Origin of the sequence: Sphaerisporangium siamense, from assembly GCF_014205275.1 — a bacterium.
In the GTDB taxonomy this organism is placed as follows: domain Bacteria; phylum Actinomycetota; class Actinomycetes; order Streptosporangiales; family Streptosporangiaceae; genus Sphaerisporangium; species Sphaerisporangium siamense.
Genome location: NZ_JACHND010000001.1, coordinates 2534035 through 2557981, shown reverse-complemented (window position 1 = coordinate 2557981; position 23947 = coordinate 2534035). Strand labels below are relative to the sequence as shown.

The window sequence follows — 23947 nt, the reverse complement described above, 5'->3', positions numbered from 1 at the left end:
TCAGTACCAGCCCACCGACTGGGAGTGGCCCCAGGCGCCGCACGGCGACTTGTAGCGGGCCGCGATGTAGCCGAGGCCCCAGGCGATCTGCGTGGAGGGGTTGACCTGCCAGTCGCCGCCCGCGCTGGCCATCTTGCTGCCGGGCAGGGCCTGCGGGATGCCGTAGGCGCCGCTGCTGCGGTTCATGGCCCGCTCGTTCCAGCCGCTCTCTTTGTCCCAGAGCTTCTCCAGGCAGCCCCATTCGCCCGCCCAGCCGCGGGCGGCGGCCATCCTCTGGCCGATGGCCTTGTTGCTGCCGGGGTCGGGCTTGGAGCCGGGCGGGAACGCCTGGGGGTTGAACCCGCCGCCGCCGGGGGCCTCCTTGACGATCTTCACGGAGTCCCAGTCGGGGCCGTCCTTCTCGCGGGCGCTCTTGAGGTTGCGCGCGCGGGCGGCCTGGGCGGCGGTGGCCTTGAGCGCGTCGGCCTCGGCGTCGGGCGCGAAGGGGTCGTCGGCCATGCGGGTCAGATCGTCCAGGGACAGCGGCCGGCTGGGGGCCGCCTCGTTCTCCTTCATGGTCTTGACCGTGAACACGCCGAGCGCGGCGACGACGGCGACCGACAGGCCGATCGCCGCGACGCGCTTGGGGGTGAGCCACGACCCGTCCCGCTTCGGGCGGGCACGGCCGCGCGGCGGCCGGGGTGGCTGCTCGTCCCGCCTGCCTTGTCTGTCGCGAACCTGCTGACCTGAGCTCACGGCGATGAGCTTGCCGTGACCCGGGGGGTACTCCGCAACCGGAACGTGGAAGTTTTTTGCCCGTTAGATGACCTAACCAGCCGGTAACGTGCGCTTTTCGCGGGCAGTGTGATTTTCGTCACAGGGCCCCCGGCGGCCCGCCCTCCGGATCCCCGCACCGGAGGGCGGTGGAGCGCGACGCGCCCCGGGGTGACGTCCGCGCGGTCCGGGTCCGGGACGGCAGGGGACGGCGGGCGTGCGATCCCCTGCCCCAGGACACCGATCCGGGCACGTCGACGCCGGCGCGCACCGATGCGGACGGTCCCCAGCGTGCAGGGCCAGTGTCGGGGTCCCGTGGGTGCCACGTCACAGTTCCGTGACATAGAAGTGGATAACGGACTTTCAGCAATAATGTGCGGGTGGCCGGCATCCTCCTCGTAGAAGACGACCCCTCCGTACGGACGGGCCTGGAGCTGGCGCTCACGCGACAGGGACACTCGGTCACCGCCTACGCGACCGGGGAGGAGGCCCTCGACCACGTGCGCGCCCGCCGTCCGGAGATCGTGATCCTCGACGTCATGCTCCCCGGCATCGACGGCGTGGAGGTGTGCCGCAGGATCCGCAGGCTCGACTCCCTGCCCGTCATCCTGCTCACCGCCCGGGGCGACGACCTCGACATCGTGGTCGGGCTGGAGGCCGGCGCCGACGACTACGTCGTCAAGCCGGTCGAGCCGCGCGTGCTGGACGCCCGCATCCGCGCCGTGCTGCGCCGCCTGGAGTCCGCCTCCTCCGACCGGATCAGCTTCGGCGACCTGGTCGTGGACCGGGGGGCGCTGAAGGTCACGCTGGCCAACCGCGAGATCCACCTCACGCCCACCGAGCTGCGCCTGCTGCTCGAACTCGTCCGCCACCCCGGCCAGGTGCTCAACCGCCGCTACCTGCTGCGCGCGGTCTGGGACCACAACCACGTGGCGGACTCCCGGCTCGTGGACGCCTGCGTCCAGCGCATCCGCGCCAAGATCGAGCCCGTTCCCGCAGAGCCCGTGTACATCCACACCGTGCGCGGCTTCGGATACCGCTTCAGCCCGCCGTGAGGCTCGGCCGCCGGCGGCCGACAGGACTGCGCGTCCGGCTGGTCATCACCTTCATCCTGGTGGCCGTGACCGCCTCCGCGCTGGTCGCGGGCATCGGATACCAGCTCGTCCGCCGGGCGCTGCTGGAGCGGGCCGAGAACGGCGCCACCATGGACGTCCGCGACGTGCTGCAGCGCATCTCCCTCCCCATCGGCACCAGCGACCTGCTCTGGCCGACCGACTCGGCGGTGTCGGAGAACGACCTCAACGCGCTGGCCGAGTCGCTGGACGGCCCCGACCGGCAGGTCATCCTGCGGTACGGCGACCGCGAGCGGCTGAGCAGCGGCACCACCCTCGGGCTCGCCGACGTGCCGGCCGAGCTGCGCCAGAAGGCGGCCACCCGCATGGTCCGCCAGCGGCTGATGATCAAGAACGAGCCGTGGCTGCTGATCGGCACGCAGGTCCACCGGCTGACCAGGACGGGCGCGGTCCGCCCCACCGGCATGACCGTCTTCGTCTTCGTCTCCCTCAAGGAGGAGGAGGGCGTCCTCGTCCGCCTCCGCACCGCGCTCGCCCAGTCGTCCGGGATCACGCTGGCCATCGCGCTGACGGTCGCGCTCGTGTCCGCGCGCAGCGTGCTGCTGCCCGTGCGCAGGCTCGGCGAGGCCGCGCGCGCCCTCGGCGCGGGCCGGCTGGACACCCGCCTGCCCGTGCACGGCCGCGACGAGCTGACCGACCTCACCGCGACCTTCAACGACACGGCCTCGGCGCTGGAGCAGACCGTCTCGGAGCTGCGCGCGCTGGAGGCCATGTCGCGGCGGTTCGTGGCCGACGTCTCCCACGAGCTGCGCACCCCGCTCACCGCGATGACCGCCGTCACCGACATGCTCACCGAGGAGGCCCAGCACCTTCCTCCCGACGCCGGCAAGGCCGTCGACATCGTGGTCCGCGAGATCGACCGGCTGCGCGTGCTGGTCGAGCACCTCATCGAGGCGAGCAAACTGGACTCGGGCACCGCGCTGCTCATCAGGGAGAACGTCGACGTCGGCGTGGCGCTCGCCGACTGCCTGGAGATCCGCGGGTGGACGGGACGGGTGCGGCTGGACGACGCGCGGGGGCTGTCGTTCTCGCTGGACCCGCGCCGGTTCGACGTCATCGTGGCCAACCTCGTCGGCAACGCCCTGCGCCACGGCGCGCCGCCCGTGACCGTCGCGGCGCGGCGGCTGCGCAGCGGGCTGGAGGTCAAGGTGCGCGACCGCGGCAAGGGCATCCCCCGCGAGGACCTGCCGCACGTCTTCGAGCGGTTCTACAAGGTGGGCGCGGGCCGCGCGCGCAGCGAGGGCAGCGGGCTCGGCCTCGCCATCGCCAAGGCCAACGCCGAGCTGCACGGCGGCACGATCCGCGTGGAGCTGTGCGACCCTGGAACGCAGTTCACCCTCTGGATACCCCACCCATGAGACCGCTGAGATCGCCGAGACCGCGTACCGCCGGGACGCCCGGGGGATCCCGCCGCCCGGCCGGGTCCGTCCTGGCCCTGACGTGCGCCGTCGCGCTGGCGGCCTGCGCGGTGGAGCCGACGCGGGTGGCGGACGCGGGCCCCGCCCCGGTGATCAGCGCGCGCGGCGCGGCGGGCACGATCTACCTGCTGCGGGGCGGCCGGCTCGCGCCCAAGAACGTCACCACGGCGTCCCCGGCCGTCGAGGACCTGATCACGGCCCTGTTCGAGGTGGGCAGGCAGCCCGGGGACGGGCTCGGCACCGCGCTGCGCGGGTTCCGGCTGGAGCAGAGCGTGCTCGGCCGGTACGGCGTGGACAGCGGCGTGCGCAACGACCCGGAGAACCCCGTGGGCCTGCGCCTGCACGTGATCGTCAACGGTCCCGGCAGGCTGGGCAGGACGGCGATGGCCCAGATCACCTGTACCGCGCGGCTGCGCGAGGAGATCTGGGCCGTGAAGATCACTCAGACGACGCCCAAGGGGCCGCTGGCCCTCGGCGAGCACACCTGCAAGGAGTACCACCGGCTGGCGGCCCCGAGCGTCAACCTCCCGCCGTGACGGAGGCCGCCGCTCAGATCGTGATGTCCTCCAGCATCTCGGTCACCAGGGCGGCGATGGGCGAACGCTCCGAGCGGGTGAGCGTGATGTGCGCGAACAAGGGGTGGCCCTTGAGCTTCTCGACGACGGCGACGACGCCGTCGTGGCGGCCCACCCGGAGGTTGTCGCGCTGGGCGATGTCGTGGGTGAGCACGACGCGGGAGTTCGCGCCGATGCGCGACAGCACGGTCAGCAGGACGCCCCGCTCCAGCGACTGCGCCTCGTCCACGATGACGAACGCGTCGTGCAGCGACCGGCCGCGGATGTGCGTGAGGGGCAGGACCTCCAGCATGCCGCGGTCGAGGACCTCCTCGATCACCTCGGGCGTGGTGACCGCGCCGAGGGTGTCGTACACCGCCTGCGCCCAGGGGCCCATCTTCTCGTTCTCGGTGCCCGGCAGGTAGCCGAGCTCCTGGCCGCCGACGGCGTACAGGGGACGGAAGACGACGACCTTGCGGTGCTGGCGGCGCTCCAGGACGGCCTCCAGGCCCGCGCACAGCGCGAGCGCGGACTTGCCGGTGCCCGCCCGCCCGCCGAGCGAGACGATGCCGACCTCGGGGTCCATGAGCAGGTCCAGGGCGATGCGCTGCTCGGCGGAGCGGCCGTGCAGGCCGAACACCTCGCGGTCGCCGCGCACCAGCCGCACGGACTTGTCGGGCAGCACGCGCCCGAGCGCGGAGCCGCGGGCCGACAGCAGGCGCAGGCCGGTGTGGGTGGGCAGCTCGCGGGCCTCTTCCTGGTCCAGCGTGCCGTGCTCGAACAGGTTCTCGATGTCCTCGGTGGTGACCTGGAGCTCGTGCATGCCGGTCCAGCCGGACTCCACGACCAGGTCGGCGCGGTACTCCTCCGCGGTCAGGCCGATCGAGGCGGCCTTGACCCGCATCGGGAGGTCCTTGGAGACGAGGACGACGTCGGCGCCCTCGGCGGCGAGGGTGCGGGCGACGGTGAGGATGCGGGTGTCGTTGTCCCCGAGCCGGAAGCCGGCCGGGAGGATCGCGGGGTCACTGTGGTTGAGCTCGACCCTGATGGTGCCGCCCTCGCCTATCGGCATGGGCTCGTCCAGCCTGCCGTGCCGTACCCGCAGATCGTCGAGGAAGCGGAGGGCCTTGCGGGCGAAGTACCCCAGCTCCGGGTGATGGCGCTTGGCCTCAAGCTCGGTGATGACGACGATCGGTAGGACGACTTCGTGCTCGGCGAAGCGGCTCATCGCCGCCGGGTCGGACAGGAGGACAGAGGTGTCCACGATGTAGGTACGCCTGGACGGCGTCGGGCTACCGGATTCAGTGGACGGGTTGGTCGAGGACACTGCCACGCGTTCTCCCCCGGGCGCCAGAATGCAGCGCCCTGCCAGATGAGGTGGTGAACGGACCGGGCCCGGCTGCGCGCTCTCGCGAGGCGACGCCGGATACCGGCCCTCCTCGTCGAACGGCGACGCAAGGCGGACCCTCTCCCGAAGTAGGCCGTATGGACTGCCTACTGTTTACGGTACGTCGTGAATCCGCCCGGCCCAACGGCGTGAAGGGCGGGGATAGGTGGATTTCACCGGGCGTTTCAGTTGCCGTACCGTCGGTGGCGCGCGGCGTACGAGCGGAGGGCCCGCAGGAAGTCCACTCTGCGGAAGTCGGGCCAGTAGGCCTCGCAGAAGTAGAACTCCGAGTGGGCGCTCTGCCAGAGCAGGAAGCCGGAGAGCCGCTGCTCTCCCGACGTGCGGATGAGGAGGTCCGGGTCGGGGAGGCCGCGCGTGTAGAGATGCTCCGCGATGTGCTCCACATCGAGGACCTCGACGAGTTCCTCGATGCTCGCGCCCTTGCTGGCGTGCTCCTGGAGGAGGGAGCGCACCGCATCAGCGATCTCACGCCTTCCTCCATACCCAACGGCCACGTTCACAATCAGCCCAGGACGGTGCGATGTCACTTCTTTCGCATTTTTGAGAACTCTCGCCGTACTGTCCGGCAATAGGTCTAACGCGCCCACCGGGTTGATGCGCCAGCCGCGGGCGACCAATCCTTGAATCGTGTCCTCGATGATCTCGACGAGCGGGTCGAGCTCTTCCTTCGGGCGGGAGAGGTTGTCGCTGGACAGCAGCCACACCGTGACGATCTCGACCCCGGCCTCGCGGCACCACTCCACCAGCTCGGAGATCTTGTCCGCGCCCTTCTGGTGGCCGTGGCTGACGTCGCGCAGCCCCATGGCCCTGGCCCAGCGGCGGTTGCCGTCGACGATGACGCCCACGTGGCGCGGTATCAGGCCCCCGGACAGCTTCGATTCGAGCCGGCGCGCGTACAGCCGGTACACGAGATCGCGCACGCCCATGGAGGCCTCCCCTTCGCTGCCCGTCCGCTTGCGGACGTTGACAACACGCAATTATCACGTGCCCGGGCACTCGCCCGTCCCAGCTTGTGTCACGGGCCGACGCCGGGAAGGCGTCTTCTCGATGTCCGCACGACATCCGCACAGACTCCGCGCATCGTCCGCACGCTTTCCGCACAGGTCCCCGGCGGGTCGCCTCGGGCCCCTCGGGGCGCCGGCACGGCACGACCGGCTCGCGGGCGCGTGGGCGCCCGCGAGCCACGGTCAACCATGATCTACGTCGCGAGGCACAACTTTTACCCGGCCCCGCCAACCCGGCCCTGACACCACGAACCCCGTCCGGGGTCGCGGGGTCAGCCCAGCCGCCGGACCAGGGCCTCGTACTCCTCCCGCAGCTCGGCGGGCAGGTGGGACCCGAAGGTCTCGAAGAAGCCGGGGATCAGCGCGGCCTCCTGCCGCCACACCTCGCGGTCCACCGACAGCAGCGTGCCGAGGTCCTCCTCGGACAGGTCCAGGCCGTCGAGGTCGAGCGCGCCCTCGGCGGGGAGCAGGCCGATCGGCGTCTCGACCGCCTCGGCGCCGCCGTTCAGCCGCTCCACGATCCACTTCAGGACGCGGATGTTCTCGCCGAACCCCGGCCACACGAAGCGTCCCGAGGCGTCCTTGCGGAACCAGTTGACGTAGTAGAGCCGCGGCAGCTTGGCGGGATCGGCCTTCTTGCCGATCTCGATCCAGTGGCCGAAGTAGTCGCCCATGTTGTAGCCGCAGAACGGCAGCATCGCGAACGGGTCGCGGCGCAGCTCGCCCACGGTGCCCTCGGCGGCGGCCGTCTTCTCCGAGGCGACGTTGGCCCCGAGGAACACCCCGTGCTGCCAGCCGAACGACTCGGTCACCAGCGGGACGGCGCTCGCCCGGCGGCCGCCGAACAGGATCGCCGAGATCGGCACGCCCTTCGGGTCGCGCCATTCGGGGGCGATCGTCGGGGCCTGCGCGGCCGGCGTGGTGAAGCGGGCGTTCGGGTGCGCGGCGGGCTCGGAGGAGTCCGGCGTCCAGTCGCGCCCGCGCCAGTCGGTCAGGTGCGCCGGCGGCTCGTCGGTGAGCCCCTCCCACCACACGTCGCCGTCGTCGGTCAGCGCGACGTTGGTGAAGATGCTGTTGCCCCACAGCGCCTCGACCGCGTTGGCGTTGGTGGACATGCCGGTGCCCGGCGCGACGCCGAAGAACCCGGCCTCCGGGTTGATCGCGTACAGGCGGCCGTCCGCGCCGAAGCGCATCCAGGCGATGTCGTCGCCGACCGTCTCGACCTTCCAGCCCGGGATCGTGGGCTTCAGCATCGCGAGGTTGGTCTTGCCGCACGCCGACGGGAAGGCCGCGGCGATGTAGCGGGTCTCCCCGGCGGGCGGGGTGAGCTTGAGGATCAGCATGTGCTCGGCCAGCCAGCCCTCGTCGCGCGCCATCGCGCTGGCGATGCGCAGGGCGTAGCACTTCTTGCCGAGCAGCGCGTTGCCGCCGTACCCCGAGCCGTACGACCAGATCTCCCGGGACTCGGGGAAGTGGCTGATGTACTTGGTCGGGTTGCACGGCCACGGGACGTCCTGCTGCCCCGGCAGCAGCGGCGCGCCCACCGAGTGGACGCACTTCACGTAGTCACCGCGCTCCTCGATCAGCCGCAGCGCCGCCTCGCCCATGCGCGTCATGATCCGCATGGACACGGCCACGTACGGGGAGTCGGTGATCTCCACGCCGAGCTGCGAGATCTCGCCGCCGAGCGGGCCCATGCAGAAGGGCACGACGTACATCGTGCGGCCCCGCATGCTTCCGCTGAACAGGTGGTCGAAGGTGCCGCGCATCTCCGCGGGCGCGATCCAGTTGTTCGTCGGCCCGGCGTCCTCCGGGTCCTCCGAGCAGATGAACGTGCGGTCCTCGACACGGGCGACGTCGGACGGGTCCGAGGCCGCGTGGAAGCTGTTCGGGCGCTTGGCGAGGCGAGTGAAGGTGCCCTGCTCCACCAGCAGGTTCGTCAGTCGCGTCCATTCGGCCTCCGAGCCGTCGCACCACTCGACGCGGTCCGGACGGGTCAGTTCGGCGATCTCCTGCACCCACGCGACGAGCTCGGAATGGGTCGTCGGGGCGGTCATTTCAATGGAAACTGACACTGGGCCGGCTCCTTACTCTCAGGCCAAACATCATTAACGACGAACGCTCGCGAATCCAATTGGCGTAGACCAGTCAATGAAACGGAGGTTCAAGGGCACCCCAAATCGGGGAGATCGTCCCGCGCATTTCACATTCGTTTCCGCCAGTTGAATTCCGAGCGCCGCCGCGGCTCTGGCCCGCCGCGTCGGCACGCACGTCGCAGCAGGCAGGAGCCATGATGATGCGGGGCAGTTTACCCGCCGTTGACCGAGATAAAAGCGCGTGCCCCGGCCGACCCTCGTACTGACCCGAGGGGACCGGGGCAAACATTGGTATAGGCCAATTCAAATGGTCTATGCCTGTCGGCGCAGTGGTTCAGTCCAATTTCACGCGTCGAGATCGGGGCCCGAGGAACGCACCCGGTCCACGTGCTGAAGGGCATCGCGCAGGTCAGCGAGCCAGGTGTCGGTCCTGCTCCCCACCAGACGCACGCACCACGCCAGGGCGTCGCTGCGGCTGCGCGCGACCCCTGCCGCGACCAGCGTGTCGAGCACACGTCGTTCCTGCTGGCGCAGACGGGTCATGACGGGGACGGAAAGGGTGGTGAACATCACTGTCCGATCGCCGCACGAGACGCCCCAGGAGATCTTGCGGCGGAACCGGTGCTCGGCCTCGCGCGCGATCTCGATGCGCCGCTCGCGCGTCTCCTCACGGAAGCGCTGGATGTGGCCGTCCAGCAGCGCCGCGCGCTCGGCGTCCTGGACGCCCTCCGCGGCCGAGGGCACCGGCAGCGTGCCGAGGACCGCGACCTCCTCGCGGTCGATGACGAACTCGTGCCGCCCGCCGAACCACTGCTCGGGCAGCCGCCCGGTGAACCATGACGTGATCACGGACTCATCTGTATCCATGTAATCTAAATTACACCGCAACGGGCATACGGCAAGGGCTCCCGTCCCGGTGGAGGGCCACCGTGCGCCGTGCCCGCGAAACCGGCGGCGGGCGCGCCGGTCCGGCCACAATGTGGGGATGAGTTCACCTCCGCGCGCCGACCGGCCCGCCGGTCTTCGCGAACGCAAGAAGGCCAAGACCCGGCAGGCCATCCAGGAACACGCCCTGCGGCTGTTCACCGAGCAGGGCTACGACGCCACGACCGTCGAGCAGATCGCCGAGGCCGCGGAGGTCTCCCCGAGCACGTTCTTCCGCTACTTCCCCACCAAGGAAGACGTCGTCATCCAGGACGACTACGACCCCATGATCGCCGCCGCCTACCTGCGGCAGCCCGCGTCCCTCGGCCCGCTGGCCGCGATGCGGGCCGCGATGGGCGAGGTCTTCACCGAGGTCTTCGAGGCCGACGAGCGGACGATCCGGCGCCGGATCGAGCTGATCTGGTCCATCCCGGCCCTGCGCGCCCGCCAGGTCGAGGGACAGCTCGCGACCATGGCCGCGCTGGCGTCGGTGGTGGCGGAACGCACCGGCCGCTCCCCCGACGACCTTCGCGTGCGCGCCGCCGCCGGCGCGGTCATCGGGGCCTGGATCGCCGCCATGGAACGCTGGGTCGTCTCCGGGCGGGACGTCTCGCTGCCCGCCCTGATCGACGAGGTGCTGGCCTTCCTGGAGGAAGGAATGCCGCTGTAGACCCTCAGCGCACCCGCGCGGCGACCACGGGGCTCACCCGCACCACCCCGGCCAGGTTCCTGGTGGAGACCGGCGAGAACTTCACGACGTCGCCGGTGCGCGGCGCCTGGAGCATCTTGCCGTCGCCCCAGTAGATCGCGACGTGCGAGATGTAGCCGGGGTTGGTCGGGTCGGAGCGCCAGAACAGCAGGTCGCCCGGCTGGGCCTGGGACAGCGGGATCTGCGGGCCCGTCACCCACTGCTGGTGGGTGACGCGCGGCATGCGCACCCCGGCCTGCGCGAAGGCCCACTGGACGAGGCCCGAGCAGTCGAAGGTGTCCGGCCCCTCGGCGCCCCAGACGTACGGACGGCCGACCTTGCCCGCGGCCGCGGTGAGCGCCACGCGGAGCTGCTCCGCCGTCATGAACGAGCCGGAGGGCCAGGTGCGGCGGGCCTCGGCGGGCCGTTCGAGCACCGGGTTGATCAGCGCGACCTGGGTGCCCTTGGGCAGGGCCTTCAGGATCGCCTCCCTGAGCCGGTTCAGGTTCACGCCGGGGGCGCTGACGACCATCGCGTTGCGCTCGGGGATGCCGAGCGAGCGCGCCACCTGCGTCGACACCACGGCGTTGATCAGGCCCATGCCCATGGTGGCGTACGCCCCGACGCGCAGCCTGTGGCCGCCGCCGTTGATGGTGGAGCCGAGCTTCACGCCGCCGTCGCTGCCGAGCACGAACGACACCGCGACGTCGCCCGCCGCCACGCTGTTCCAGAGGGCGTCCGAGCGCGCGGTGGGCCGCGGGGTGAAGGCGCGGAAGGTGGACGGGTTCACGCCCATGGTCTGGACGCGCTTGCCGTCCATCATCACGTCGGCGGCGTCGGTGACCTCGACGGCCTTGACACCCTTGTAGGCGTTGACCGCCTGGACGGCCGCGGCCGGCAGCGTGCGGCGGGAGACCACGAACAGGTGGGGGGCGTGCGCCCGGGTCAGCGGCGCGACCTCGGCCCGCGTGGGCGTGACCGGCAGCTCGCCGGTCGCCGCGACGTACCCGTCGCGCCGGGGGACGGCGTCGCGGGGGGCGCGGGCCGCGACGGCCTGGGGCTCGCCTTTGACCAGCTCGCCGTAGACCATCAGGTCGGCGGCGAGGACGGCGGCCAGGGCGAGCCCGACGACCGGCACGATCCTGCGCGCCAGGCGTTGCGGCCTCGGCGGGCGGCGGACCGGCTGGAGGTTGGGATGAAAGCGAAGGTCTTCGCGTACCTCGCCGAGCACACCGCCGACGCGCTCACGGAACCCGGCGCGGCTCTCTCGGGCGACGGACGAGCCCCGCGGTCGCCGATCGAGCACGATTCCCCCATTCGACGTGATCTACCGCTAACCGGTCAATGTTTGATTCTTGCTGACTCAGCCGCCGATGTCCGTAGTTCACCCTAAACAGTCTTGATCCGCCGGAGCACCGCTCCGGCGGATCAAGACCCCGGCCTGGCCGGGAAGTCGGGGGGAATTCTCGGTTGTCCCGGCGGGAGCGGGCGATCGTGCCGCTCAGCCGCCGATGTAGGGGACGGCCTCCAGGATCTCGACCGTGTTCGTCCTGCCGTTGGGCATGGTGTAGGTGGCCTTCTCGCCGATCTTCTTGCCGTTGATCGCCGAACCGAGCGGCGACTTCGGCGAGTAGACGTCGATCGGCGCGCCGCTCTCCTCACGGGAGGCGAGCAGGAAGGTGACCTCGTCGTCGTCGCCCGCGAAGCGGATCGTCACCGTCATGCCGGGGCCGACCACGCCCTCGGCGCGGGGGGCCTCGCCCACCCTGGCGCTGTCGAGAAGCTGGCGGAGCTGGAGGATGCGGCCCTCCATCTTGCCCTGCTCCTCCTTGGCGGCGTGGTAACCGCCGTTCTCCCGGAGGTCGCCCTCTTCGCGGGCGGCCTCGATCTTCTTGGCGATGTCGACACGCCCGGGCCCCGAGAGATACTCAAACTCCGCCTTCAGACGGTCGTACGCCTCCTGCGTCAGCCAGGTGACGTTCTCTTCGCGGGAGTCGACCACGGGTTCTCCTTGCGTACTCGTGAGAGTTGCGAGCGTTCGAATCGAGGGAGACTAACAAATTAACCCGTTCGAACGCTTTCCCAAAAGTCTCATTGTACGAGATAGCAGTACTGCACGTGGCCCGATGTGGCGCGGGCGCTCGTCACGACCCGCTCGGTGAGCCGCACGTCCGCCTGGCCGGCGGGGAGGGAGACGTCCCTGGCGCCCACCTCGGCGTGGTCGGTGTCGGTGGCCCGCAGGCGGCACACCGCCGCGCGATCGGCCGCCTTGTGCGCCTGGAAGGTGATCGTCACCGCGCCGGGCCCCTGGACCTCGAACGCGATCACCTCGTTCTGGACCTCGGGGTCTCCCTTGGCGCTCATCATGACGTATCCCCAGCCGCCCATGGCCAACGCCACGACGACGGCGATGATCACGAGGCCCACGGACCGCCCCGTGCGCCCGGCTCGTCCCGTACGCTCCGGGAACGCGTCAGGGGTGCCCAGGACCGGCGCGTCCGCGCCCGGGCCGACACCTCTTTCACCCATGACGGAATCTCCCAGCGGTCCGGCGACGTTGCACGAGACAATTGTCCCCCGCGGGGGCGACGCCCTCCGCGTCGCCCCAAGAGAAACTAACCTCTCTTGAGAGCTGTCCTGGACACTTGAGGAGACCGAGCCGTGGTTGCACCCCTGAGGTTGCTGGCCGTACACGCGCATCCCGACGACGAGTCGAGCAAGGGGGCCGCCACCATGGCCCGCTACGCCTCCGAGGGCATCGACGTGCTGGTCTGTACCTGCACCGGCGGGGAACGCGGCTCCATCCTCAACCCCAAGATGGACCGCCCCGACATCCTTGAGAACCTCACCGAGGTCCGCCGCCAGGAGATGGACAAGGCCCGCGAGATCCTCGGGGTCCGGCAGAGCTTCCTCGGCTTCGTGGACTCCGGGCTGCCCGAGGACGAGAGCGAGCCCTTGCCCGAGGGGTGCTTCGCGTTGCAGCCGCTGGAGGTCGCCACGGCGCCGCTGGTCGCGGCCGTCCGCGAGTTCAGGCCGCACGTGATCGTCACCTATGACGACGACGGCGGCTACCCCCACCCCGACCACATCATGACCAACAAGGTGTCGGTGGAGGCCTTCGAGGCCGCGGGCGACCCGGACCGCTACCCGGGCCTCGGCGAGCCGTGGCAGCCCCTGAAGCTCTACTACCACATGGGCTTCACCCGCGCCCGGTTCGAGGCCCTGCACGAGGCCATGACCGACCGCGGCATCGGCTCCCCCTACGCCGACTGGATCTCCCGCTGGGAGGACCGCCCGCAGAAGTGGGAGGTCACCACGCGCGTCCACTGCGGCGACTTCTTCGAGACCCGCGACCTCGCGCTGCTGGCCCACGCCACCCAGGTGGACCCGGACGGCTCGTGGTTCGTCTGCCCGCGCGAACTGCAGCAGGAGGTCTGGCCCACCGAGGACTACCACCTGGCCCGGTCGCTGGTCGACACCGAGATCCCCGAGAAGGACCTGTTCGCCGGCATCCAGGCCGGCGACGCCTCACCGGCCCGCCGCTGAGAGGGGCCCGGCCCCCGGGTGGCAGACTTGACGGGTGACTGAAATCGCCGTGCTCGCGGCCGTCGCCCCGCCCGCCTCCCCGGTAGGACCCGGGCTCCTCGGCTTTCTGGTGGTCGCCGCCATCGGCGTCGCGTTGTACCTGCTCGTGAAGTCGATGAACCGCCAGATCTCCAAGATCGAGGTGCCCCGCGAGGAGGACCTCGTCAAGCGCGAGGCGTCCGAGCGGAAGTCCGAGCCGGGTGAGGGTCCCGAGTCGGGGCAGGCCGGCGAGGGCACCCGCTGAGCACCACCCGTTACCCGACCCACCGATCCACCGACAAGGAGAGCCGTCCATGGAGCATGCGGTCGACGTCGCCGACAACCCCGAGGCCAGGCGGTACGAGATCCGGGTCGACGGCAAGCAGGCCGGGTTCGCCGACTACCGCCTGCGCGACGACCGGATGGTCTTCACGCACACCGAGATCGACGAGGAGTACGAGGGCCAGGGGCTCGGCGGCACCCTGATCCGCGTGGCGCTCGACGCGGCCCGCGACACCGGGCTGCGGGTCGTGCCGCTCTGCCCCTTCGTGGCGGCCTACATCGAGAAGCACCCGGAGTACGCCGACCTGGTGGCCGAGGCGCCGCCGGAGTCCGAGCCCGCCCGCTGACGGGCCCTCGCACGCGGCGCCCGGCCGGCTCCCCGGCGTGAGCGTCAGCCGGGCGACCAGGCCAGCTCCAGCGCCTTCGGCAGCCCCCACCAGCCGAGCGGGGTGAGGATCGCCCGCTCGTCCACGATGCCGAGCCGCACCCACAGCGGCATCACCGAGGTGAACAGCTCTTCGGTGGTCCGCAGATCCTCCGGGTCGTCCATGTCGACGTCGATGTCCTCGGACTCGGCCACGAACCGGGCGATCCGTTCCGGAGAGGCCAGCACTCCGGGACCGCGCCGGGCCAGCGCCGTCACGGCGGCGAGCCAGTCGGCGTGGTGGATCGTGCACAGGGCGGCGAGCGCGGCGTCCTCCTCGCTCAGCTCCGCCTCCAGGTTCCAGAACTGGTGGGCCTCCTCGTCCTGCAGGTCGGAGACCGGGGAGGCGATGCCCGCCGCGACCGTCAGCCACAGGTCGGCGTCGCTCTCGGGCAGCGGCCCGTCGTCGATGCCGGCGCAGGCCCGCAGCACCGAGCCCGGATAGCCGGGTTCGGCGAGCGCCGCGCGCAGCCGCCGTGCGGCGGCCTCCAGCTCGGCGAAGGGAAGCGACGGCTCGGGAAGGTCGGCGAGCACCCGCCGCAGCTCGCTGAGCGCGAACGCCTCCTCCTCGTCCCAGGTGGCGAAGAGACCTTCCTCCAGCTCGTCGTTGACGGCCGCGCCCGGCACCCGGCCGTCGGGCAGCGGCGAGGCCAGCCAGCGGTCCTGGATGTCCTCGTACGCCTCCCGCGCCTCGGTGTCGCCGGACGCGAGCCGGTCGGGGTCGATCCGGCCGTCGGCCACCTGGGCCTCCAGGTGGGCCACGAGGAGGCCGTACAGCTCCGAGGCCACGGGCCCGCGTTCGTCCTCCTCCGGCCAGACGAAGTACGCGCGGGTGATGAGGATCGGCTCGGTGCCGGTCGCCTCCAGCCACCGCTGCACGTCGCCGACCGTGGCCGCGCCCGCCTCGATGGAGGCGAGGGTGGCCTTGGCCGAGTCCCAGAACGCCGCGGACAGGGGGTTGCCCGTGGCGAGCATGGCCCTGCGGATGTCGGGGAGCGCCACGAGGGCCTGCCCGCTCGGGACCGCCAGCAGGGCTCTGGCGATGTCTCGCCTGGTCAAGCGGGCCGGAGACCGTCCGGCGTGCGCGCTTACGAAGTCCAGATCCAGCCTCACGCCCTCTGAGATTACGCCCATGGGGGCGAACACGACAGCACCGCACGTCCGCCCGGTCGGGGCCGCTAAGAAGTCGTCCGGATATGTCAAAGGATCGGGAAGGACAGTGGGTTTGGCGCTGGTCATCCCTCTTGAGCTGGGCAAAAGGTGAAATGAAGAGATTGTTGAGCACCTGAGGAGGGGCTATGACCGTGACTCCGACGTCACGAACCGGACGTACAGCGACGCCATCGGCATCCGGGGCCAACGGCGACCTGTTCAGCATGGACACGCCTGTCGTCAGCTTCCACGTCCACCGGCCCCACATGCCCCGCATGCCCAGGATGCCTCGCATGCCCCGCGTGACGAGCACGACCGGTGAGACAGGGCGCCGCGGCCAGGAGATGAGCCGGGCCGTAGAGACGGCGCGCACGTTCCTGCCGCCGCCCGAACGCGTCGCCTACTACGGCGGCCTCGGCCTGCTCGCGGTGCTCGGGCTGCTGGAGTGGCCCGTGGCCGCCGCGATCGGGGCCGGGACCGTGATCGCCCAGCGCGCCTGCGCCGCCGCCGGCCGCAGGACCGGCGGGGAGCCGTCCGCCGCCGAGCCGGCGCGCCCGGCCGCGCGCGCCACGACCAGGACGACCAGGACGACCACGCCGCGGGCCGGCCGGGCGACCACGCGGACCACCACGCCCCGCACGCCCGCGCGGGCGACGACCTCGCGGGCGGCCGGCACCACGTCCCGCACGACCGGGACGGCCGGGCGTACCACCGGGACGCGGTCGCGCACGACCGGGACCACAGGGGCCGCCGGGACCACCTCGCGCTCGCGGACCACCGGGACCACCTCGCGGGCCGCCTCGCGGACCACCGGCACCTCCCGGACGACGGGCACGTCCCGGACGACCGGCGCCACGGGCACGCGGGCGCGGACGACGCCGTCCAGGACGACCGGCGCCGCCTCGCGGAGCACCCGCGCGGGGGCGGGCGGCACGACGTCCGCCGGCACGACGTCCGGGACCGCCGCGACACCGAGGACGAGTCCGCCGACAGAGGGGCGTACAACGCCCTGACCTGGGCAGACTCATCAACGAACGATCAGGCCGCGCATGGTTCGCGCGGCCTGATCGGCTTGTACCACCGGGGTTCGTGGAGGCGTCGTGTTCCTGCTGCGTGGACTCAGGGGTGGACTCAGGGGTCCGGCCGCCGCCCTGGCCTCCCTGCTGCCCGATCCGGTCCGGGAGCTGCTGCCCTGCCCGCGGCGGGTCCACGCGTGCGCGGGGGGCCTGCGCGTCGAGCTGCGCCACGTCGGCGGCGCCGGAGGCCCGGAGGCGTCCCGCGCCCTGGAGAAGCGCCTCCTGCGGATCGACGGGGTGACGCGCGCGGAGGTCAACGGCGCGCTCGGCTTCGTGTTCGCCGGCTGCGACCCGCGGCAGGCCGACGTCGCCGCGCTGGTGTCGGCCGTGGACGAGCTGGACGTGCCCGGCGAGGGCGACGGCGGCGGGCGTACGGCGCGGCACGCGGTGGACCAGCAGGCGCGCGCGCTGGTGGAGCTCGGCGCGGGCCTCGCGGGCATGGGCCTGACGCTGGCGGGCCAGGTGGTCCGCGTCGCCAAGGTCCCGGCCACGCTGCCCGCGCTGCTGCAGCTGGCCGAGGCCGCGCCGCGCGTCCGGCACGAGGTGGAGCGCCGGGTCGGCCGTCCCACCGCGAACGTGGTGTTCGCCACGACGCGCTTCACCGCCCAGACGCTGGCCCTGCGCCCCCTCGGCATGCTCATCGAGTCCCTGGCCGCCACGGGCCGCCTGGCCGAGGCACGCGCGGGCCTGCGCGCCTGGCACGCCGCCGAAGAGCGGCTCGCCGCCGCCAAGGGCTCCTACCGCCACCTCAGGCCCGCCCCCACCCCACGCCCCGTCCCCCTGCCCTACGGCCCCATCGAGCGCTACGCCGACTCCCTCAGCGTCGGCGCGCTGGCCTCCTACGGGGTGACGTCCCTCCTGAGCGCCCACCAGGAACGCGCGCTCGCGATGCTGGTCTCCGCCACGCCGCGGGCGGCCAGGCTCGGCAGGGACGCGTTCGTCAGCAGCCTGGGCCGCGCGGCGGCGCACCGTGGCGGGCTCGTGCTCGACCGGGACGCGCTGCGCGGCATGGACCGCGTGGACACGGTCGTGTTCGACGCCGACGCGCTGACGCGCAAGACCTGGACCGTCCACGAAGTGATCATCATGGACTCGGGCGTGGACGTCGACGAGCTGCACGCCCGCATCTACACCATGCTCGAAGGCGCGGACGCGACCCGGCGGCACGAGCGGGACGACTGGGTCGCCGAGCCGCTCGCGGCCGTTCCCGCGACGGCGCCGCACTGGAGCGACAAGGGCGTGCGGCCGGTCGCGGTCACCCTGAACGGCAGGACGGCCGCGTTCGTCGGCGTGGTCCCCGAGACGCCGCCCTGGGCGGAGGCGCTGGTCGGGGCGGCGCGGAGCACGTGCGCGGTGGTGCTGGCCGGCGGCCATCCGAGCCTGTCCTGGCGGCTCGGCGCCGAGAGGTCCGTACCCGGCGGCGACCGGCTGGCCCGGTCCGTGCGCGCCCTCCAGGAGGACGGCCACGCGGTCGCGGTGGTCGCCGCCCGCCCGCGCCGCGGGCTGCGCGAGGCCGACCTCGGCATCGGCCTGATCGCGGCACCGGACCGCACGCCGTGGGACGCCCACGTGATCGGCGGGCCCGAGATCGCCCACATGCTGCTCACCGCCTTCGCCCCCGCGAGGGTCGCGAGCCGCCGCGGCATGAAGGTCTCCGCCGCCGGGGCCGCGGTCGGCGCCGGGCTCACCGTGCTCGGCCCGGCCGCCGGAGCGGTGCGCCGGGTGCAGCTCGCCGGGGACTGCGCGTCCCTGGCCGCCCTGGCCACCGGCGCCTGGTCGGGGCGCGACCTCGGCCGCGGACGGCTGCCCGAGCGGGCCGGCCGCACCCCCTGGCACGCGCTGCCCGCCTCGGACGTGCTGGAACGCCTGTCTTCCTGCCCGTCCGGGCTCACCGCGGAGGAGGCCGCGAGCCGCGTGGAGGGCCCGCGCCCCCGGCCGCGCGCCGTCCGCCTGCCCCTGCTCCGGGCGACCGCCGAGGAGCTCGCCAACCCCCTGACCCCCGTGCTCGCCACCGCGGCGGGCGTGTCGGCGTCGGTGGGCTCGGCCCTGGACGCGGTGCTCATCGCGGGGGTGCTGGCCGTCAACGGGCTGATCGGCGGCGCCCAGCGCCACAACGCCGACCGGGCGCTCCACCGCCTCACCGGCGCCACCGCCATCTCCGTACGGGTACGGCGCCCCTCGGGGACGGTGTCCGCCACCGCCGACGACCTCGTCCCCGGGGACGTGATCGAACTGCGCTCCGGCGACGCCGTCCCCGCCGACTGCCGCGTGCTCAAGGCCAGGGGCGTGGAGGTGGACGAGGCGCCGCTCACCGGGGAGTCGCGGCTCGTGGCCAAGTCCGTCCTGCCCACGGCGGCGCTCGCGGTGGCCGAGCGCAGCTCCATGGTGTACCAGGGCACCACCGTGGCCGCGGGCGAGTGCCTGGCCGTGGTCGTGGCGACCGGCCCGGCCACCGAGGCGCGGCGCATGGCCGAGTTCGAGCGCGGGCAGGTGCCGCCGACGGGCGTGGAACTGCGGCTGCGCGCGCTGAGCAGGCAGATCATGCCGGTCGCCGTCGGGTCGGGCGTGCTGCTCATGGCCACCAACCTGCTGCGCCGCTCCCCGCTCGCGAGCGCGCTCGCCCCCGCCGTGAACCTGGCCGTGGCCGCCGTCCCGGAAGGGCTGCCGTTCATCGCCACCGTGGCCGAGCTGGCCGCGGCCAAGCGGCTGTCCACCCGCGAGACCCTGGTGCGCAACCCCTCGACGATCGAGGCGCTCGGACGCGTGGACGTCCTGTGCTTCGACAAGACCGGCACCCTCACCCAGGGGCACATCAGCCTGCGCGGCATCTCCGACGGGCGTGTGGAGCTTCCCGCCGACGCCCTGCCCGACGACTACCGGCGCGTCCTGGCGGCGGCGCTGCGGGCGGGGCCGAAGCCCGAGGGCGAGGGGGTCGTCCCCCACCCCACCGACCGGGCGGTGATGGAGGGGGCGGCACGGCTCGGCGTGGACCCCACCGAGGGCCTGCCCGGGTGGCGGCGCGTCGCGGAGCTGCCGTTCGAGTCGGCGCGGGGCTACCACGCCGTGCTCGGCACCGCGCCGGCGTCCCGGCGCGGCACGCGGGGGCGCGGCGGGCGTCCGCACGTGCTCACCGTGAAGGGCGCGCCCGAGGTCGTGCTCACCCGCTGCGGCACGATGCTCAGCGACGGCCAGGTGGCGCCCCTGGACGACGAGGCCGCCGCCACCCTGGCCAAGGAGGTCGACCGGCTCGCCCAGCAGGGGCTGCGCGTGCTCGCCGTCGCGGAGCGGGCCGCCTCCGGCCGGCTGGACCTGGACGAGTCGCGCATCGACGGGCTGTGCTTCCTGGGGTTCCTCGGCCTCGCCGACCCGGTCAGGCCCACGGCGGCGCGCAGCGTCGCGCGGCTGGCGCGGGCCGGCGTCCGCATCGTCATGATCACGGGGGACCACCCGAGCACGGCCGAGGCCATCGCCGCGGAGCTGAACGTCGTCAACGGACCGCGGATCATGACGGGGCCGCAGCTCGACCGGCTGGACGACGCCGCGCTGGCGAAGGTGCTGCCGGAGGTGTCGGTCTTCGCCCGGGTCACGCCCGCCCACAAGGCGCGCATCGTCGCGGGCCTCCAGCGGGCGGGCAAGGTGGTCGCCGTGACCGGCGACGGCGCCAACGACGCCCCGGCGATCCGGCTCGCCGACGTCGGGGTGGCGCTCGGGTCGCGCGCCACGCCCGCCGCGCGGGCCTCCGCGGACGTCGTGGTGACCGACGACCGCATCGAGACGATCGTGGAGGCCATCGTCGAGGGGCGGGCGATGTGGAGCTCGGTCCGCGACGCGCTCGGCATCCTGCTCGGCGGCAACCTGGGCGAGATCGTCTTCACGGTCGGGTCCAACCTGCTGGCCGGGCGCAACACGCTGAACGCCCGCCAGCTCCTGCTGGTGAACCTGCTCACCGACATGCTGCCCGCGCTCGCCGTCGCCGTGCGCCCGCCGAGCGCGACGAGCCCGGAGACGCTGCTGTCGGAGGGGCCGGAGGCGTCGCTGGGCGAGGCGCTCAACCGGGACATCTACGCGCGGGCCGCCACCACGGCCGCCGCCGCCTCGCTGGCCTGGACGTTCGCCCGCTACACCGGGACGGCGTCACGCGCGGACACGGTGGGGCTGATCGGCCTGGTGGTGGCCCAGCTCGCCCAGACCGTGGCGGCCGGGGGCAGGGACCGCACGGTGCTGCTCGCGGCGTCGGTGTCGCTGGCGTCGCTGTTCGTGGTGATCTCCGTGCCGGGGCTGAGCCACGTGTTCGGCTGCCGTCCCGTGGGGCCGGTGGCGTGGGGCATCGGGCTGGCGGGAGGCACGGCGGCGGGCCTGGCGACGCGGCTGCTCGGCCGGCCGGGCGGGGCGTGACAAGCAGGTCACCAATCGTTCACCGAACGGTCACCTCAATCCGGACAAAGCACTACAGACATCCCTCATCATGGATGAAGCAACCCAAATGTCCTGTGAGGTTCCCATGTACAACTTCCTTGCCTCCGTGCTGGCCAAGGCCGCCGTGATTCTCGCCGAGGCCATCGTCATCCGCCTCGTCCAGACCTGGATCGACAAGGCCACCGCCCCGCAGCACGCCTGACCCGCCCGGGGCGGACGTCACCGGCGTCCGTCCAGACGCCGGACGGCCTCCCCGCCCCGCGATCCCCGCTCCCACCGCCCGCGATCCCGCGTCGTCTTCCGCCCGCCCCGGCGGGGGCGAATGGGTGTTCCCGGGCGGCCGGGTCCATGATGGATGGCATCCGTCGTGGAGGTCCCCGGTGACGAGTCGCCCGTACGTCCTGCTGTCGGTCGCGATGTCGATCGACGGCCACATCGACGACACCTCGGGCACGCCGCTCGCCCTGTCCAACGACGCCGACTTCGACCGCGTCGACGAGGTGCGCGCGGGCTGCGACGCCATCCTCGTGGGTCCCGGCACCATCCGCGCCGACGATCCCCGGCTGCTCGTGCGCTCCGCCGCCCGGCGCGCGGACCGCGTCCGCAGGGGGCTGCCCGAGACGCCGCTCAAGGTCACCCTGACCCGCGACGGCGACCTCGGCCCCGGCCGCCGCTTCTTCACCCTCGGCGACGTCGAGAAGATCGTCTACGCCGAGAGCCCCTGCGCCGACAAGGCCCGTGCCCGGCTGGGCGGCGTGGCCACCGTCGTGGACGCCGGCGACCCGCTGGACCTGCCCGGCCTCCTCGCCGACCTGTGGTCCCGCGGCGTGCGCCGGCTCATGGTCGAAGGCGGCCAGGCCGTGCACACCCTGTTCCTCTCCGCCGGCCTGGTGGACGAGCTGCACCTGGTCGTCGCCCCGTTCTTCGTCGGCGACCCCGCGGCGCCCCGCTTCGTCGCCGGCGGCGTCTTCCCGTACGACCCCGCCCACCCCCTGCGCCTGGCCGAGGCCCGTCCCCTCGGCGACGTGGTCCTCCTGCGCTACCACCCCACGGAGGCCCCCTCATGACCCACTCCACCCCACCGACCCCCTCCGGCTCCGACGTGGGCGGGGCCACGGGCGAGGACGCGCGGCGGCTGCGGGAGTGCGTCGAGCTCGCGCGCCGCTGCCCGACCTCCTTCACCGCGTTCGCCGTGGGATGCGTCATCGTCGGCGACGACGGCGAGGTGCTCGCCACCGGCTACTCGCGCGAGTCCGACCCCCACGACCACGCCGAAGAGGCCGCGCTCGCCAAGCTGGCACCGGACGACCCCCGCCTGGCCACCGCCACCCTCTACACCTCGCTGGAACCCTGCACCACCCGCGCCTCCCGCCCGCGCGGCTGCACCGCCCTGATCCTCGCCACGCCCATCCCCCGCGTCGTCTTCGCCTGGCGCGAACCCGACCTCTTCGCCGACTGCACCGGCACGGAGACCCTCCGCCGGTCCGGCCGCCAGGTGACGGAGGTGCCCTCCCTGGCCTCCGAAGCCCGCCAGGTGAACGCCCACCTCTTCGAGAAGTGATCACCCCGGGGTAGGCGCGAACTTCCGGCGCGCGGGCTCCGTCCAAAGAGCCATGATCAATTCGCGTGAGGTGGACCCCGGCGGCTTATCGCGCCTGCTCTCGGGCGTCCGGTCCGCCGTACTCGCCGGCAGAGGCGGCGGGCGCCCGGCCCCGCTCGTGGAAGCGGCCTTCCTGCTGCTGGTGATCCTGCTGTTCTCGCGGGTTCACGCCGTCGTGGCGACGGACGCCGCGGTCGCGACCGCCAACGCCCTGACCCTGCAGTCCATCGAGCGCGCCCTCCACCTGGACATCGCGCTGGGGGCGAACCGATGGCTGACCGAACATCCGTTCCTGATCCAGCCGGCGGTGTACTACTACCGCCTCTACTACCTCGCACTCTTCGGTGTGCTCGTGTGGGTCTTCGTCCGGCACGCCGAGGTCTACCTCAGGGTGCGCCGGACCCTCGTGGCGATGACCATCCTCGTGCTGCCCGTCTACTGGGCGGTGCCCATGTCGCCGCCGCGGTTCGCGCTCCCGGGCGTCGTCGACATCATCGCCACGTACGACATCTTCGGCGGCCACGCCACCCGGGACGCGTCCGGCGGCGCCAGTGTGTTCACCGCGATGCCCAGCATGCACGTCGGCTGGTCGCTGTGGTGCGCGTACGCCGTGTGGTACGCGCTGCGCGACTCCCACCCGCGCGGAGCGCCGCTGGCGTGGATCTTCCCGCTGGGCATGGTGGCGGTCGTGCTCGTCACGGGAAACCACTACGTACTCGACATCGCCGGAAGCGTCGCGCTGCTCGCCGTCTCCCTTGCCGTCGTAGCGGTCTGGAACCGCTTCGCCGAGAAGGGCCTTACGCGGCGATCTCCGGATGAACGCGTCCGGCGGGGTCGACCTCACCACGACTTCCGGGACGTGCCATGAGATAGATCTTTCGCGCCGGTGCCCCGGCGAGGCCACGGGGACGGTGGTGGGGCTCTCGTTTCGGTGCGGTGGGCCGGTTAAGCTGCATCGGAGCCATTCGCGGCGCTACGGATCATCGTGAGGAGAAGGACGTGTACAAGGAGTTCGCAGTAGAGGTCGTGATGTGGCTGATCCCCATTATCGTACTGATCGGCCTCGCCCTCATGGTCACCAGCGCCTGAGCGGCCGCCGGAACAGCGTCCGGGCCGAGGGCCCAGGCTTAGGAAGACGGCGCGCCGCCGGACGAGCGGGCGCCGTCTTCATCATGTTCGGCACTTTTGCCGAGAGATCCCGTATTTCGCCCCTTTGCTGAGAGCCAACCCCAGCACGGCCCGGCTTCCGCCGCGAGGCCTTTCACTTTTCGCCGCCGGGACCGTATTGCCCAGGGATACCGGTCCGATGAGCGCGTGTGCATCCCGAAATATGCCCCCATATCGCTACGGCTGAAAAATCACGCCGAAGTAGGATGCTTCCGCAGATTTCCCTTAGGCGACACCAGCGACCACAGACGCCGCACAACGTCACGATCATGCGGCTGAGCAGCTAGA

General features: G+C 72.3%; 21 protein-coding genes. 11 read left to right on the top strand and 10 right to left on the bottom strand.

Annotated features, from left to right (window positions below):
• Nucleotides 1-735: an aggregation-promoting factor C-terminal-like domain-containing protein gene (locus tag BJ982_RS39260; RefSeq protein WP_239123090.1), complete on the bottom strand. Its 735-nt coding sequence runs from the start codon at nucleotides 733-735 to the stop codon at nucleotides 1-3.
• A 398-nt stretch (nucleotides 736-1133) separates the two neighbouring features.
• Here BJ982_RS39260 and BJ982_RS11915 point away from each other — a divergent pair, with 398 nt between their 5' ends.
• Genes BJ982_RS11915 through BJ982_RS11905 form a run of 3 tightly spaced genes read left to right on the top strand, consistent with a single transcriptional unit; the run spans nucleotide 1134 to nucleotide 3840 of the window.
• Nucleotides 1134-1808: a response regulator gene (locus BJ982_RS11915; RefSeq protein WP_184879512.1), complete on the top strand. Its 675-nt coding sequence runs from the start codon at nucleotides 1134-1136 to the stop codon at nucleotides 1806-1808.
• Complete coding sequence (locus BJ982_RS11910; RefSeq protein WP_184879509.1) at nucleotides 1805-3244, top strand: sensor histidine kinase; 1440 nt, start codon at nucleotides 1805-1807, stop codon at nucleotides 3242-3244. Before BJ982_RS11915 ends, BJ982_RS11910 begins: the two co-directional genes overlap by 4 nt.
• Nucleotides 3241-3840, top strand: coding sequence for a hypothetical protein (locus tag BJ982_RS11905; RefSeq protein WP_184879506.1), 600 nt, complete (start codon nucleotides 3241-3243; stop codon nucleotides 3838-3840). The genes BJ982_RS11910 and BJ982_RS11905 overlap by 4 nt, the downstream gene beginning before the upstream one ends.
• 13 nt (nucleotides 3841-3853) lie before the next feature.
• On the opposite strand, the gene phoH2 is transcribed toward BJ982_RS11905, so the two are convergent.
• From phoH2 to abmR, 4 genes are all read right to left on the bottom strand, one after another.
• Nucleotides 3854-5185: an RNA 5'-3' helicase PhoH2 gene (phoH2, locus tag BJ982_RS11900; protein ID WP_239123103.1), complete on the bottom strand. Its 1332-nt coding sequence runs from the start codon at nucleotides 5183-5185 to the stop codon at nucleotides 3854-3856.
• Between the two features lie 245 nt (nucleotides 5186-5430).
• The gene (locus BJ982_RS11895; RefSeq protein WP_184879503.1) at nucleotides 5431-6192 is read right to left on the bottom strand and encodes an isoprenyl transferase; all 762 of its coding nucleotides are present in this window, start codon (nucleotides 6190-6192) and stop codon (nucleotides 5431-5433) included.
• 350 nt (nucleotides 6193-6542) lie between these two features.
• Nucleotides 6543-8327 carry a phosphoenolpyruvate carboxykinase (GTP) gene (locus tag BJ982_RS11890; RefSeq protein ID WP_184879501.1) on the bottom strand — a complete coding sequence of 595 codons (1785 nt, stop codon included), beginning with the start codon at nucleotides 8325-8327 and terminating at the stop codon, nucleotides 6543-6545.
• Nucleotides 8328-8711: 384 nt separating this feature from the next.
• Nucleotides 8712-9215, bottom strand: coding sequence for an ATP-binding transcription factor AbmR (gene abmR, locus BJ982_RS11885; RefSeq protein ID WP_239123091.1), 504 nt, complete (start codon nucleotides 9213-9215; stop codon nucleotides 8712-8714).
• A gap of 136 nt (nucleotides 9216-9351) precedes the next feature.
• Between abmR and BJ982_RS11880 the strand changes: the two genes are divergently transcribed.
• Nucleotides 9352-9960 carry an acyl-CoA-like ligand-binding transcription factor gene (locus BJ982_RS11880; RefSeq protein ID WP_184879495.1) on the top strand — a complete coding sequence of 203 codons (609 nt, stop codon included), beginning with the start codon at nucleotides 9352-9354 and terminating at the stop codon, nucleotides 9958-9960.
• Between the two features lie 4 nt (nucleotides 9961-9964).
• Here BJ982_RS11880 and BJ982_RS11875 read toward each other — a convergent pair whose 3' ends face one another.
• The 3 genes from BJ982_RS11875 to BJ982_RS11865 form a co-directional block, all read right to left on the bottom strand.
• The gene (locus tag BJ982_RS11875) at nucleotides 9965-11284 is read right to left on the bottom strand and encodes a C40 family peptidase (RefSeq protein ID WP_239123092.1); all 1320 of its coding nucleotides are present in this window, start codon (nucleotides 11282-11284) and stop codon (nucleotides 9965-9967) included.
• Nucleotides 11285-11479: 195 nt separating this feature from the next.
• Complete coding sequence (greA, locus tag BJ982_RS11870; RefSeq protein WP_184879492.1) at nucleotides 11480-11980, bottom strand: transcription elongation factor GreA; 501 nt, start codon at nucleotides 11978-11980, stop codon at nucleotides 11480-11482.
• 89 nt (nucleotides 11981-12069) lie between these two features.
• Complete coding sequence (locus BJ982_RS11865) at nucleotides 12070-12507, bottom strand: DUF4307 domain-containing protein (protein ID WP_184879488.1); 438 nt, start codon at nucleotides 12505-12507, stop codon at nucleotides 12070-12072.
• A 132-nt stretch (nucleotides 12508-12639) separates the two neighbouring features.
• On the opposite strand from BJ982_RS11865, the gene mca reads away from it, so the two are divergent.
• From mca to BJ982_RS11850, 3 genes are read left to right on the top strand one after another with little or no spacing between them, the layout of a single operon-like run.
• Complete coding sequence (gene mca, locus BJ982_RS11860) at nucleotides 12640-13524, top strand: mycothiol conjugate amidase Mca (protein WP_184879484.1); 885 nt, start codon at nucleotides 12640-12642, stop codon at nucleotides 13522-13524.
• Between the two features lie 34 nt (nucleotides 13525-13558).
• Complete coding sequence (locus BJ982_RS11855; protein WP_184879482.1) at nucleotides 13559-13807, top strand: hypothetical protein; 249 nt, start codon at nucleotides 13559-13561, stop codon at nucleotides 13805-13807.
• 49 nt (nucleotides 13808-13856) lie between these two features.
• Complete coding sequence (locus BJ982_RS11850; protein WP_184879480.1) at nucleotides 13857-14171, top strand: GNAT family N-acetyltransferase; 315 nt, start codon at nucleotides 13857-13859, stop codon at nucleotides 14169-14171.
• Between the two features lie 44 nt (nucleotides 14172-14215).
• Here the strand turns inward: BJ982_RS11850 and BJ982_RS11845 are convergent, their stop codons facing one another.
• Complete coding sequence (locus tag BJ982_RS11845; protein ID WP_239123093.1) at nucleotides 14216-15307, bottom strand: hypothetical protein; 1092 nt, start codon at nucleotides 15305-15307, stop codon at nucleotides 14216-14218.
• A 496-nt stretch (nucleotides 15308-15803) separates the two neighbouring features.
• Nucleotides 15804-16349, bottom strand: coding sequence for a hypothetical protein (locus BJ982_RS11840; protein ID WP_184879476.1), 546 nt, complete (start codon nucleotides 16347-16349; stop codon nucleotides 15804-15806).
• A gap of 151 nt (nucleotides 16350-16500) precedes the next feature.
• Between BJ982_RS11840 and BJ982_RS11835 the strand changes: the two genes are divergently transcribed.
• The 4 genes from BJ982_RS11835 to BJ982_RS11820 all read left to right on the top strand — a co-directional run bounded on the left by BJ982_RS11835 (nucleotide 16501) and on the right by BJ982_RS11820 (nucleotide 23360).
• On the top strand, nucleotides 16501-20871 hold the full coding sequence (locus BJ982_RS11835; protein ID WP_239123094.1) for a cation-translocating P-type ATPase: 4371 nt from the start codon (nucleotides 16501-16503) through the stop codon (nucleotides 20869-20871).
• Between the two features lie 401 nt (nucleotides 20872-21272).
• The gene (locus tag BJ982_RS11830; protein WP_184879474.1) at nucleotides 21273-21959 is read left to right on the top strand and encodes a RibD family protein; all 687 of its coding nucleotides are present in this window, start codon (nucleotides 21273-21275) and stop codon (nucleotides 21957-21959) included.
• Nucleotides 21956-22453, top strand: coding sequence for a cytidine/deoxycytidylate deaminase family protein (locus BJ982_RS11825; protein WP_184879472.1), 498 nt, complete (start codon nucleotides 21956-21958; stop codon nucleotides 22451-22453). The genes BJ982_RS11830 and BJ982_RS11825 overlap by 4 nt, the downstream gene beginning before the upstream one ends.
• A 52-nt stretch (nucleotides 22454-22505) precedes the next feature.
• A complete protein-coding gene (locus BJ982_RS11820; RefSeq protein ID WP_184879470.1) occupies nucleotides 22506-23360 on the top strand; it encodes a phosphatase PAP2 family protein in 855 nt (284 codons plus the stop codon).
• Nucleotides 23361-23947: the final 587 nt, after the last annotated feature.

Coding starts and splice junctions, on each gene's coding strand:
- BJ982_RS11865 (WP_184879488.1), bottom strand. CDS start 12,507: ATGGGTGAAAGAGGTGTCGGCCCGGGCGCGGACGCGCCGGTCCTGGGC.
- BJ982_RS11895 (WP_184879503.1), bottom strand. CDS start 6,192: ATGGGCGTGCGCGATCTCGTGTACCGGCTGTACGCGCGCCGGCTCGAA.
- BJ982_RS11905 (WP_184879506.1), top strand. CDS start 3,241: ATGAGACCGCTGAGATCGCCGAGACCGCGTACCGCCGGGACGCCCGGG.
- BJ982_RS11825 (WP_184879472.1), top strand. CDS start 21,956: ATGACCCACTCCACCCCACCGACCCCCTCCGGCTCCGACGTGGGCGGG.
- BJ982_RS11820 (WP_184879470.1), top strand. CDS start 22,506: ATGATCAATTCGCGTGAGGTGGACCCCGGCGGCTTATCGCGCCTGCTC.
- BJ982_RS11890 (WP_184879501.1), bottom strand. CDS start 8,327: ATGACCGCCCCGACGACCCATTCCGAGCTCGTCGCGTGGGTGCAGGAG.
- BJ982_RS11880 (WP_184879495.1), top strand. CDS start 9,352: ATGAGTTCACCTCCGCGCGCCGACCGGCCCGCCGGTCTTCGCGAACGC.
- BJ982_RS11850 (WP_184879480.1), top strand. CDS start 13,857: ATGGAGCATGCGGTCGACGTCGCCGACAACCCCGAGGCCAGGCGGTAC.